The following is a 10890-nucleotide window of genomic DNA, read 5'->3' as shown; positions in this document are numbered from 1 at the left end:
CCTCCTCAGTCGACCGTCAGCGCGTCTCCGTTGATCTTCACGGACTTGCCGGTCAGCTCCACCGAGGCGCCCTTGCCCGTGCTGAGCTTGATCGACGTACTGGTGATCTCGATGCGCGGCCCGGACGCGCCGGCCGAGGTTTCCAGCACCATGCACTGCCCGGGGGTGCTGCTCAGCACGATGCGGTTCTCCGCCTCGGTCTGGATCACGATGGGCGGCTGGGTCGGCGGCGGCTCCAGAGCGGCCGGCGGCAGGTCGCTCGCCGAGCCGCGCCAGCAGCCGGTCCAGAGCGCCTCGTCCGGGTCGCCGTCCTCGAACTCCACCCACACGCCGGCGCCCTTCGGCGGCACGAAGTACATGCCCATCTGATCGCCGGAGAGCGGGCTGGCCGACCGGGCCCAGATGCACGCGCCGTCGCCGAGCACGTCCGGCACCCGGACCCGCAGCCGGCCCAGCTGGAGCGGGTCGATGTTGTCGTTGACGACGCCCCGGTACCGGCCGCGGAAGCGTTGCAGGGTGGCGATGCTCTCGATCATGTGATTACCCTCGGAATCAGCGGGATGAGGCCGTCGCGGGACAGCGAGAAATTTTGCGTGTACCGCCCGCGGCGCAGGTCGTGGGTCACGCTCGCGACGAAGTACAGGCCGTCGTACGCCACGCCCGCGCCGCGGACCGCGACCAGCCGGCGGGCCTGCAGGATGTGGCCGTACCGCAGCACGTCCAGCTGGCCCTGACCGCTGATCGCGTCGGACGCCTGCGCGGTCTGCGCCAGGCCGAGCAGAGCGGCGGTCAGCGGCGCCAGGTGGGCGACGTTCGGCACCGGGCGCTGCCGCAACGCGAGCGACGGGCGGGCGGCCAGCGGCGGCCGGAGCAGCCCGATGTCCGGGATCGGCACCTTGATGATCTGTTTGGTGTTGGGCTCGACGATGTCGAGGACCATCTGCTCGCGGGCCTGCCCGTCGAAAGTGAAGCTCAGCGACTCCACGTTCGTGGCCGCGTCCAGGTTGACGCTGAGTGCGGGCTGCGGCACGCCGACGCGGACCTCCGGGCCCCAGTACGCGATGCTGGTGCCCGGCGCCGGGCCTGGCTCCAGGTAGAACACGTAGCCGCACTCGTCGGCGAGCGCCCGGATGTAGGCCAGGTCGGTGCCGGCCTGCACCGGGATTCGCTCCACCGGGTTCGGGATGTCGAGCAGCACCGGCGGCACCGGCGCCGGGATGATGCCGTACTGGAAGTACTTGGCGCAGATCGCCGCCACCCGGGTCGCCGCGCCCTGCGCCGGGTGACAGGTCCGCACGTGCTCCAGGTCCATGACCAGGGTGAGGTCCTCGCCGGTCACGGTCAGCGTAGTAGCGCCCGGTTGATCGCTCACCGTCAGTTCGTGGCGGGTGATCACGCCGTCGATCAGCACGGTCGGCGAGCCGTTGACGATCACCGTCACGATCACCCGGATCTTCGGGTCGAAGAACCCGGCCGGCAGCAGCCTCGTGTTGATCACCGAGGTCTTGCTGACCGCAAACGTCAGCTGGAAACCGCTGGGCTGCCCGGCCGAGGTGGTGACCTGCACCGCCTGCAGGGCGTCGGCCAGCTCCCGCGGCACCGGCAGCGCCACGGTCGGTCCCATCTGCAGCAGCAGCTGGTAGGTCTGGTCAGTCATCGCGCGCTCCCGCGATGCCCTCCGGCAGGGTGATCCGCAGCCGCCGGCCGGTTGTCTCGGTCAGCTCGTCGGGGCGCAGCGCCCGGTTGGCGTCGGCGATCCGCCAGAACTGTTCGGGATCACCCAGGTACCGGGCGGCGAGCAGGTCGAGGCGGTCGCCGTCGACCACGACGTGCAGGCGTACCTCGGTCAGGTCCGCCGGCTGCGGAGGGAAGCGGCGCCGCAGGTACGGCACGACCGGGCGGCCGTCGCCGGGGTCGTACTGTGCGATCTCGGTGGCGAAGTAACGGCTGGTCGGCGGGAACATGGTCAGCCTCCTCCGGGTATGCCGCTGAAGCCGAGTGCCGCCAGGCCGGGGCTCCCGCCCATCCCGGCGAACCGCTCCTTCTGCTGCTGGTGCAGTAGGTAGAGGCTGCCGCCGCGGTGGCTGAACCCGAGGTCGTTGACGGTCAGGACCCGCATGCTGAGGTTGACGCGGGCACGGATCGGGTTGAGGTTGGTGTCGAACGCTTCCTCGGTGACGGTGAACTCGGTGAGGCGTACCGGCAGCAGCCGGTTGCGGCTCCAGGTGAACAACGTCAGCGGCGCCTCCACCGGCACGATCTCGATCATCCCGGCGGCGGCCCGCACGTCATTGGCGATCAGCTGCCCACTGGGCGGGTACACCATGGTCTCCAGCGCGGCGAGGGCCGGGAACAACCCGAGCTCGGCGACGGTCGGGTTCTGCCGAGGGAACTCCAGCGCGTCGGTGGCGTCCATGTCGGCCTCGAGGCGGATCGTCTCGGTCGGCGGACCCTTGAGCCGCAGCGCTTCCAGCCGGTCGCCGGGGTCGTCACCGGCGCCCTGCGCCTGCAGCGTACGGCTGAGGTTGTCCGGGTTGTACTGCAACGCGATGATCCGCTGGATGCGGGAGGTGGCCGGGTCGAGCAGGATGATGCCGCCGCGGACGGGCCGCGCCGCGCCGGGGAACGTCGTCATGGCCGGCCTCCTCTCCTCATCGTCGACATCACTGCACGGTCCCGGTGAGTGTGAGCCCGGCGAGGGCGTTGTCGCCGGTGAGCGGGGTGCCGTCCGGCGCCATCAGGGCGGTGGAGCTCTCCACCACGATCGAGACCCGGTCGCCGGTGACGGTGAACGCGCCGATGAAGTTCGCGGCGTACCGCGTGCCGTTGGGAAAGATGCCCTTGATGAAGCCGTTGCGACGGACCGTGCCGCCCGGCTTGAGAGCCTTGCCCTCGTCGCGGTACCAGGAGATCTTCTCCTGGCCCGGCTGCAGCCCGGAGTAGTCGAGCTGGTCCTTCTCGTCAGCGGGTTCGGCCGTGCGTTTCGAGCTCTTCAACGGCGGTAGGCCGAGGCGGACGCGTTGCTTGTCCTTACCGGCCGGGTCACCGCCGGTCTTCGGCGCGCGCGGGCCGGCGGCCGCCTTCTGCCGGTTCGCGATGACGGCCTGGACCTTCTGCCGCAGCTCGTCGGCGGTGGTCTGGCCTGGACTCCACTCGACGCCGATCAGATAGTCGATGTCCTGCTCCTGGATGCCCTGGGTGGCGGAGAGCATCATGTCGATCCAGTCGGAGGCCGGTATTGCGAACTCGCCGTCCGGGCTGGTGATCGCGATCGCCTCCATCAGCCGCCGCTGCGCCGGGCTGGCCCGCCGCAGCGCCGCGTCGACCTTCGCGGCTTCGGCGAGGAGCCGTTCCAGTTCGGCGCGCGGCACCTGGGGCGCCCCCTGCTGAAGCCGGTCCAGCATCGCCTGCCGGGACACCGCGCCACCGCCCGCCGGTGTCTCGGCCGCCCGGGTTCCGGCGTCGGGCGTGCCGGTGTCATCGGCGTCGGTGTCCGGCACGCCACGGGCCGGGGTGCCCGCGTCCGGTGTGCCGCCCTCGGGCGTGCCGGCATCGCCGGTGCCGGAGCCCTGCCCGGTCACGCCGGTCCGGCCGGCGCTGACCCCGCTCACCTCCTGCGTGTCCGTCGAGCCGGTGACCCCGGCGGACGCGCCGTTGACGCCGACGTTGCGGCCCTTCCCGACGGTCGCGACGCCCGCGGCCCGCACCTCCTCGTTCTCTCCGGCGCCCGCGGTCAGACCGCCGGCGATCTGCGAGTCCTTGTTCGTCCCGGCGCCCGCGGTAAGCGCTCCGGCGGACTGCGTGTTCACGTTGGCGCCCGCGCCGATCGAGCCGATCGCGGCGCCCTGCGAGTCGTAGACGATCCCGGCGCTGACCGTGCCGACGCTCACGCCGTTCGAGTTGATCGAGACGCCGATGCCGGCGTTGAGCGTGCCGCTGCTGGAACTGTTGATCGACAGCCCGAGGCCGATGTTGCCGCCCTTGACCGCCGGCGTCTTCGCCGCGGGTTTCTTCGCCGGTTGCCTTTTGGCGGGCTGCTTCTTGGTGGTCTGCTTCTTCGTCGTCTTGCGCTTCTTGGCCTGCTTCTTCTTTTTCTTCGGCTTGATCTCTTTGTAGAGGATGATCCCGGGCTGGCACCACACCACCCGGAACCGCCGGCCCCGCACCAGCAGCACCCGCGGCAGCCGCATCGTGCTTGTCGGCATCGCTACGAACTTGTCGATGCCGAGCCGTGCGCGCAGGTCGTCGTTGTGCTCGTCGTTGCCGTTCTCGATGTAGCGGTCCAGCTGACCGATCGCGAACGCGTAGCGACCCCACCGGGCGGACTTGACCTCGGCGAGCATCATCTGACGGCGCGACTTGTTGCGGACGGCCACGTCCGGATGGCCGAATCCGCTCAGGACACCGCCGATCAGCTGCGGATCGATGACGGTGTCGCGCTTGTCGGTGTCCTCCGGTGTCGCCGCGCCGCTCTCGATCCGGAAGCCCGGTGTGGGACCGAAGCGGCGCCGGAACAACGCCGTGATCTCGTGGTGCACCGCGATGCCGCTGGCGGAGTCGCTGCGGCCCTGTTCCCGCAGCAGCGCCACGCACTGGGCGTTCGGCAACCGCCGCAGACGAAGCGCGGACCGCCGGATCACCGCCCGCTCCGCCTGGGTTACCGGCCGCCCCGCCTGGGTTACCGGCCGCTCCGCCTGGGTCTCGGCGGGGCTGTCGAGCGCGGCGACCTGGATGGATCCACCGGTGTAGGTGGCGCCGTCCTGCATGACGTGGGTCAGCTCATGGGCGAGCACCTGATCGCCGCTCGGCGTGCCGGGGCGGTACTGGTCGTGGGCGAAGACCACGTCGGTGCCGACCGTGTAGGCGCGCGCGCCGACCGCCGCCGCCGAGGCGTCCGCATGGCTGCCCTGGTGCACGCGGACCCGAGTGAAGTCCCCGCCGAGCCGGTCCTGCATCTGCTCGCGGACGCCGGCGTCCAGCGGCTGCCCGTTGCGCCGCAGCACGTCGTGCACCGCCGGCGGGGCGACGCCGCCGTCCGCGAACGGCACGGCACCGGCGTTCGGGTGGCGGCGCAGTTCCGGCTCCTCGATGGCGCAGGCACAACCGGCGTGCACCCCGCCCTTCTCCGGGCAGCGCCGCAGCACCGCCGCGTCGCGGTGGACCGGTTCGGCGACCCGCTCAGCCATCGCCGCCCCCGCTCGAGGGCGGGCCGGTGACACCGTCGGTACCTTCGCCCGACGTCAGCCGGGTGACGCCGCCGTGCACCGAGCGGGCGATGACGCCGCCCAGCTCGCCGGGCGGGCCGAGGCGGACCGGCGTGGCGACCAGCCGGGGCACGGCCCGCGCGCGGTGCGGGCCGGACGGGACCCGGAACAGCTCGGCCAGCTCCTGACGCACGGCCTCGGCGACGGCCACCCGCTGCGCGGGTCCGACGCCGCACCCGTCCAGGACCAGCTCGTCGATGTGCACCCGGATCACGGCGTCACCCCCGCCGGATCGGTCCAGGCCAGCTCCCGCTCGGAGATCGGCAGTTCCAGCTTGGTGAACTCGGTGCGGACGGCGGCCAGCACCCGGGGCATGGTGACCGCGTCACCGGCGTGCGCGGCGGCGAACGCGGCACCCAGCGCGATGTTGTGGATCGAGGCGCCGTTGGCGGGCAGCTTCGCCAGCCGGTCCAGGTCCAGTCCGTCCAGGGGCACCCCGGGCGGAAAGACACCGGCCCAGATCGCGCGCCGTTCGTCCGTACCCGGGAAGGGGAAGGGAACCACGAAGCGCAACCGGCGCAGAAAGGCCGGGTCGAGGGCGCTTTTCATGTTGGTCGCAAGAATCGCCAGGCCACGGTACGCCTCGATGCGCTGCAACAAGTAGTTGATCTCGATGTTGGCGTAGCGGTCGTGGCTGTCCTTGACCTCGCTGCGCTTGCCGAACAGCGCGTCGGCCTCGTCGAAGAACAGCAGGGCGGCACCGCTCTCGGCGGCGTCGAAGAGCCGGCGCAGGTTCTTCTCGGTCTCGCCGATGTACTTGCTGACCACGGCGGACAGGTCGATGCGGTAGAGGCCGAGCCGCAGCGCACCGGCGAGCACCTCGGCGGCCATCGTCTTGCCGGTGCCGCTCGGCCCGGCGAACAGCGCGCTGATGCCGAGCCCGCGGCTCATCTTCGCTGCGAACCCCCACCGCTGGTAGACGGTGGTACGCACGGCGACCTGGTCGGCGATCGAGTGGAGCAGGGCGGTCTCCGCCGGTGGTAGCACGATGTCGTCCCAGCCGGCCTTCGGTTCCATGCGCTGCGCGAGGCTGTCCAGTGCGGGCCGGGTGATGGCCAGGCAGGCGTCCCAGAGCCGGTCGGCCGGTTCGTCCGCAGCACCGGCGGGCGCGCTGAGCACCGCCGCGGTCTGCTGAATCGTGCGCAGATCAAGGTCGAACTGCCCGGCCAGCCGCCCGGCCAGGTCCGCTCCGGCGGCGGGCGCGGCGGCGGCCCACGCCTCGGCCTGCTCGGTCGGTGACGGGCGGTCCACGTCGAGTTCCAGGGTGTCGCGGCCGCTGCGAGCCCACGGATCGCGGACGCCAAGCAGCAGCATTCCGTCGGTGCGGTCGAGGAACCGGGCCACGGTCGTGGCCGCCGGGTCGGTGTGGTCCACCTCGTGCGCGTCGACGTAGAGGGCCGCGCCGAGCAGCACACTCTCCCGCGCCCAGAGCCGGGCCAGGGTCTCCAGGTCGGGTGCGCCGGTGATCGCGGCGGCCGCGATCCGGAACAGCGACAGCCCCGTACGCCGGGCGGCCTCGGCCGCGACGTACGGCTTGGTGATCGCGTCCACGCCGTTCAGCTCGATCAACATCGGCGGCGCCCACCGGGCGGCGGCGGTCCGGGCGGCCGCCTGCTGTGACGGCGCGAGCGCCGCCGGGCGGGGCAGGACCGGGGTGAGCCATGGTTCCAGGCGGTCGTCGATCTGGTTGAGCCCCTTGAGGTAGTTGGTGATCCGCTCGTCGATGCTCAGCGCGCCGGTGACGAGGGGTTCCCCGGCGGCCCGGTCGATGCGCAGCAACCGGCGGCGCAGGGTGCCGCCGGGGGAGATGGCGTCCCAGGCCGGGTCCGGCAGGATGGTCATGGCCAGGGCGAAGGTCGGGTATGCGAGCCGGCCGTCACCCTGCGCGCGGGCGTACCGGGAACTCATCGTCGGGTCGAGCTCCATGGCGGCGCAGAGCAGCAGCAGACACCGCTCGAACGCGGAGAGCCCGAACAGCTGACCGAGCCGGATCATGGCCGGGGGCGGGTCGCCCTTCTCCGCCTCCTCCATTGCCTGCCGGGCGGCGTCGAGGTCCGGATCGGCGGTAGTGACAAGGGCGGTGGCGATCCCGCGGTCCGGGTCGCCGGCGCCGAGTTCGCGCAGCGGTGTGAGCGGCACAGTGGTGCGGCGGCGGAACAGCCGGCCCTGCCGGTTCACCGGAGCCTCGACGGTCACCGCCGGGGCCGGGACGGTGGTCGCCGCCGATGCCGGGGTGTGCCGGTCGAGCAGCAGATGCAGCCAGGCCAGGGCGGCGGACAGGTAGGCGTTGTTGCGGTCCTCCCATGTGTCGGCACTCATGTCACCCTCACCTGCTGGCTCGGGTCGAACCGGGGCGGCGGGCCCGGCAGCACGACCGGACTGTCGATTCCGTCCACCCGGATCCGCACCGGGTAGACGCCGCGCGGTACGCCGGCCACCGCGAATCGCAGCTCACCCGGTCCCGCGCCGGGGGTGCCGGCGAGCTGACGGCCGCCGATCAGCAGGTGCGCGCTCTGCCCGTCCCGCACCGGCGGGTTGACGGTCAGGTCGAGGCCAGCGGTGCCGGCGACGAACGTGGCCGGCAGCCCGGCGGTGACCTGGGGTGCGATCGCGGTGCTCAGCACGTTGCTGGTCGCCTCCGGCACACCGGCGGCGGTGAAGACGGCGGCCATCGTGTAGATGCCGGCGGGCAACTGCGCCGGCTGGTCGGGCACGGTGGCCGTGATCGTCTCGTCAGTGACCTCGGTGAACGCGGCCCCACTGAGGTCGAAGGTGGTGCCGGTGACACCGTGCGTGAGCCGGATCGCGGTGGCGCCGGTGAGGTGGTGCCCGGTCGCGGTGAGTGTGCCGCCGAGCACGAGCGGCACCGGTTGCGCCGATTCCACCGTGGGGAACGGCGGAACCAGGTCGGGCCGGGAGCTCACACCGGAGTCGTCCGGCCCGCGGGTGAGCACGGGTAGCGCGGCCGGGCCCCGCCGGTTGCTCTCGAGCAGCACCACGCAGGCCTGATAGTAGGCGGAGATCCGGTATTGGGTCTGGAACGCGGTCCACAGCTTCGACATGTCGTCGATGCTCAGCGGCTGCCAGCTGAGCCGGATCCGCTCCACCTGCCGGTGCAGGTCGTTACCGGGCAGGGCCGTACGGATCTCGTCGCGGCCCAGCACCGGATGGTCGTGCAGGGTGCCCATCGCGGTGCCGAGCACCCGGTGGGCGAGCCGGTCGTCGTCGTTCGCGCCGTACGCGGTGATCAGGTAGTGCAGTTGCAGCGGCAGGGCCGGGGGAGCGGACTCACCGGGCCGGGCGCCGGGTGGGTCGTCGTTGCGTAGGCCGGCGTCCAGGACCGGCTGGTAGAGGAAGAGGTTGAGCTGGTTGACGTCGTTGGCGTCGCGGGCCTTGTCCGGCGGCTTGGTGGTGACGGCCGCGCCGCCCAGATCAGCGTTGATCGCGTCGAACAGGATCTGCCGGAGGGTGGCGGTCACCGCCGCCACGGCCAGGGGATTGCTCATCGGCGGCGCTCCTGCTTAGTACGCAGGTAGTCCGCGAGGGTCTGCGCGGCCGGTGCGGTGCCCTGGCGCGGCTTCGGCGCCGGATCGCCGGTGGCGCGGACCTCGACGCGGCCGATGGTGACGTGCACGTCGGGCAGGACCGGTGCGGGTGCCGGGTCGCGGCGTACGGACGTGTGCGGTGCGAGCCGGCTGACCGGCTGCGGCTCGGACAGGGTGACCTTCGCGGCCGGTTCGGCAGCGGGCGGGGCGACGTCGATGACCTGTATGCCGGCGGGCGGCTGCGGTGCGGCCGGTCGTCCCGGGCGCAAGGGCTGGTGCCGGGCGCGGGCCGCAGCGGCGGGCGCACGGGTCGCCGCCGGAGCGGGCGGGGTCGCCGGACGGGGCAGCGGTCGCGGCGTGTCGTCACGGACCGCCGGTTGAACAGCGGGCGTCCGGGCCGACGGGACCGTCGACCGGGGAGCCGGTGGCTCGACCCGGGGCACGGCCGTGGGCGTGGGCGTGCGCGGCGGCGCCGGTGCGGGTGCTGCGATCCGCGGGGCGGGCAGCGGTGCGACCGGCACCGGCGGGAGCGGTGCCCGCGGTGAGACGCGCGTGGTCGCGGCGGGCCGTTCGGGGGCCAGGCTCGCCGCCGGGAAGGACGGATAGGGCAGCACACCCGGACCCGGCTCCGGCGGCTCGAACAGCGACGGCACCAGCGGCCGGACCGCGCCCGGCTCGGTGACCGGCCACACCGCGGGCGACTCGCCGAGCACCTCACCCGGCATGTCGCCGGACGGCACACCGGGCACCTCGGGCTTCACCGCGCCGCTGATCGCGGTGCCGAGGCTGTGCGCGGCCAGCCGGGCCAGATATCCGCTCATCCGCCGATCGCTTCCAGGTAGTACCGGCGCCGGGCCGGGCTGAGCGCGAGGATCTCGCTCTCCCGCCAGCCGTACGCCGACGCGATCAGGTGCAGGTCGTGCAACAGGCGCAGCGCCCACGCGTCGAGCCGCGCCCAGAGGAAGCCGACCACGTCGAGGGTGGCCTCCCACGCGTGGCCGCAGTCCGGACAGGCAATGTCGATACGCAGGTCGGCCTGGGGATCGGCCTCGGCGAGGGCGTCGTCACAGGCGGCGACCACTTCATCCGGCAGTGCGGCGGCCGGCATCTCGTCGGCGCCGCGCCGGGCGGACACGACACAGGCGGCGAACAGCGCGGCCCGGGTGGCGGCGAAGTCACCGAACCGGCGGCAGGCGAGCAGGTCGCGCCCGGTCGGTTGGCGGAGCTTCATCTCGTACCCCGCACAGGAGATCGAGAGACGCTGAGCCGGCGGCGAAGGGGGGGTTCTCAGATCGGCGACGCCGAAGACGAGCTCGAGATCCTCCGCGCAGGACGGGCAGGTCGCGGTGGCCGTGACGGACGAGCCGAAGCTCTGCTCCCAGAGGTCGATCAGGCGGGCGTCGCGTTCACCGACGGTCAGCTCGGCCACAGCGGTCAGCGACGCGCCGGGGATGGCGGCCAGCGTGAGCGCCAGAGCCTGCTCGACCGGGGGCCGTCCCAGGCCGTGCTCCCACGCATCGAGCAGATCTGGTGCGGAGAGGGCGGGCATCAGAACGTCGGTTCCGTCGGTTCGGTGACGTTGTCGTCGCGGATCCAGCCCTCGTTCTCCAGCTTGACCGTCTCGAACAGAACCGCGTTGGCGTTGGCGTCGAGCTCACCCACCGTCTGGTACTCCGAGACCCACGCGCGGAACACCTGGTAGGACAGCACCTTCTGGCCGGCCTCGTTGAAGACGTCGATGATGATGTCCTTGCGGAAGTCGGCGAGCGACACCTCCTGCGTACGCTGATCGGCCGCAGCCTGCGCGTTGCTGAAGTTCCACACCTTGTTCGCCCAGGCCAGGAACCCGGGATCGTGTGTCTTGCCGCGTTCCAGCGTGATCGCCTCGTACTCGGTACGCCCCGGCGACTTGTTGCTGCCGCTCGGCGAGCCGCCCTCCCGGTGGCTGACCACCTCGGTGGTGCGCCGCAGTGCGCTGACCTTGCTGACACCGGCCACGTAGACCCCATCCCACTTCACGCGGAACTTGAAGTTCTTGTACGGGTCGAGGCGGGTGGCGTTCGCGGTGAACTGGGCCATCG

11 protein-coding genes are annotated in these 10890 nt (G+C 72.1%); all 11 read right to left on the bottom strand.

The annotated features are described in order from the left end of the window. Nucleotides 1-5: 5 nt before the first annotated feature. The 11 genes from LDL48_RS35065 to LDL48_RS35015 are packed head-to-tail and all read right to left on the bottom strand — an operon-like array spanning nt 6 to nt 10888. The gene (locus LDL48_RS35065) at nt 6-536 is read right to left on the bottom strand and encodes a phage baseplate assembly protein V (RefSeq protein WP_225259443.1); all 531 of its coding nucleotides are present in this window, start codon (nt 534-536) and stop codon (nt 6-8) included. Next, nucleotides 533-1657: a hypothetical protein gene (locus tag LDL48_RS35060; protein WP_225259442.1), complete on the bottom strand. Its 1125-nt coding sequence runs from the start codon at nt 1655-1657 to the stop codon at nt 533-535. Before LDL48_RS35060 ends, LDL48_RS35065 begins: the two co-directional genes overlap by 4 nt. Then, a complete protein-coding gene (locus tag LDL48_RS35055; protein ID WP_225259441.1) occupies nt 1650-1964 on the bottom strand; it encodes a LysM peptidoglycan-binding domain-containing protein in 315 nt (104 codons plus the stop codon). Before LDL48_RS35055 ends, LDL48_RS35060 begins: the two co-directional genes overlap by 8 nt. Nucleotides 1965-1966: 2 nt before the next feature. Then, nucleotides 1967-2635, bottom strand: coding sequence for a hypothetical protein (locus tag LDL48_RS35050; RefSeq protein WP_225259440.1), 669 nt, complete (start codon nt 2633-2635; stop codon nt 1967-1969). A gap of 28 nt (nt 2636-2663) precedes the next feature. Further along, on the bottom strand, nt 2664-5186 hold the full coding sequence (locus LDL48_RS35045; RefSeq protein ID WP_225259439.1) for an eCIS core domain-containing protein: 2523 nt from the start codon (nt 5184-5186) through the stop codon (nt 2664-2666). Then, on the bottom strand, nt 5179-5478 hold the full coding sequence (locus LDL48_RS35040; protein ID WP_225259438.1) for a hypothetical protein: 300 nt from the start codon (nt 5476-5478) through the stop codon (nt 5179-5181). The genes LDL48_RS35045 and LDL48_RS35040 overlap by 8 nt, the downstream gene beginning before the upstream one ends. Then, the gene (locus LDL48_RS35035) at nt 5475-7583 is read right to left on the bottom strand and encodes an ATP-binding protein (protein ID WP_225259437.1); all 2109 of its coding nucleotides are present in this window, start codon (nt 7581-7583) and stop codon (nt 5475-5477) included. Before LDL48_RS35035 ends, LDL48_RS35040 begins: the two co-directional genes overlap by 4 nt. Beyond that, nucleotides 7580-8770 (bottom strand): Pvc16 family protein, encoded by a 1191-nt coding sequence (locus LDL48_RS35030; protein WP_225259436.1) that lies wholly within the window; start codon nt 8768-8770, stop codon nt 7580-7582. Before LDL48_RS35030 ends, LDL48_RS35035 begins: the two co-directional genes overlap by 4 nt. Beyond that, on the bottom strand, nt 8767-9630 hold the full coding sequence (locus tag LDL48_RS35025; protein WP_225259490.1) for a hypothetical protein: 864 nt from the start codon (nt 9628-9630) through the stop codon (nt 8767-8769). The genes LDL48_RS35030 and LDL48_RS35025 overlap by 4 nt, the downstream gene beginning before the upstream one ends. Beyond that, nucleotides 9627-10358 carry a T4 family baseplate hub assembly chaperone gene (locus LDL48_RS35020; protein ID WP_225259435.1) on the bottom strand — a complete coding sequence of 244 codons (732 nt, stop codon included), beginning with the start codon at nt 10356-10358 and terminating at the stop codon, nt 9627-9629. Before LDL48_RS35020 ends, LDL48_RS35025 begins: the two co-directional genes overlap by 4 nt. Next, entirely contained in the window at nt 10358-10888 is a 531-nt protein-coding gene (locus tag LDL48_RS35015; protein ID WP_225259434.1) for a phage tail protein, read from the bottom strand. The genes LDL48_RS35020 and LDL48_RS35015 overlap by 1 nt, the downstream gene beginning before the upstream one ends. Between the last annotated feature and the right edge of the window lie 2 nt (nt 10889-10890).

It is taken from the genome of Jidongwangia harbinensis (assembly GCF_020216025.1).
GTDB classification, from domain to species: Bacteria; Actinomycetota; Actinomycetes; order Mycobacteriales; family Micromonosporaceae; genus Actinoplanes; species Actinoplanes harbinensis.
The sequence above is the reverse complement of the archived record's forward strand: the minus strand, read 5'-3'. Positions and strand labels throughout refer to the sequence as shown.

Bases quoted from the DNA above. Each gene is read 5' to 3' on its own strand.
- LDL48_RS35015 (WP_225259434.1), bottom strand. From the start codon at position 10,888: ATGGCCCAGTTCACCGCGAACGCCACCCGCCTCGACCCGTACAAGAAC.
- LDL48_RS35045 (WP_225259439.1), bottom strand. From the start codon at position 5,186: ATGGCTGAGCGGGTCGCCGAACCGGTCCACCGCGACGCGGCGGTGCTG.
- LDL48_RS35020 (WP_225259435.1), bottom strand. From the start codon at position 10,358: ATGCCCGCCCTCTCCGCACCAGATCTGCTCGATGCGTGGGAGCACGGC.
- LDL48_RS35065 (WP_225259443.1), bottom strand. From the start codon at position 536: ATGATCGAGAGCATCGCCACCCTGCAACGCTTCCGCGGCCGGTACCGG.
- LDL48_RS35060 (WP_225259442.1), bottom strand. From the start codon at position 1,657: ATGACTGACCAGACCTACCAGCTGCTGCTGCAGATGGGACCGACCGTG.
- LDL48_RS35025 (WP_225259490.1), bottom strand. From the start codon at position 9,630: ATGAGCGGATATCTGGCCCGGCTGGCCGCGCACAGCCTCGGCACCGCG.
- LDL48_RS35035 (WP_225259437.1), bottom strand. From the start codon at position 7,583: ATGAGTGCCGACACATGGGAGGACCGCAACAACGCCTACCTGTCCGCC.
- LDL48_RS35055 (WP_225259441.1), bottom strand. From the start codon at position 1,964: ATGTTCCCGCCGACCAGCCGTTACTTCGCCACCGAGATCGCACAGTAC.
- LDL48_RS35030 (WP_225259436.1), bottom strand. From the start codon at position 8,770: ATGAGCAATCCCCTGGCCGTGGCGGCGGTGACCGCCACCCTCCGGCAG.
- LDL48_RS35050 (WP_225259440.1), bottom strand. From the start codon at position 2,635: ATGACGACGTTCCCCGGCGCGGCGCGGCCCGTCCGCGGCGGCATCATC.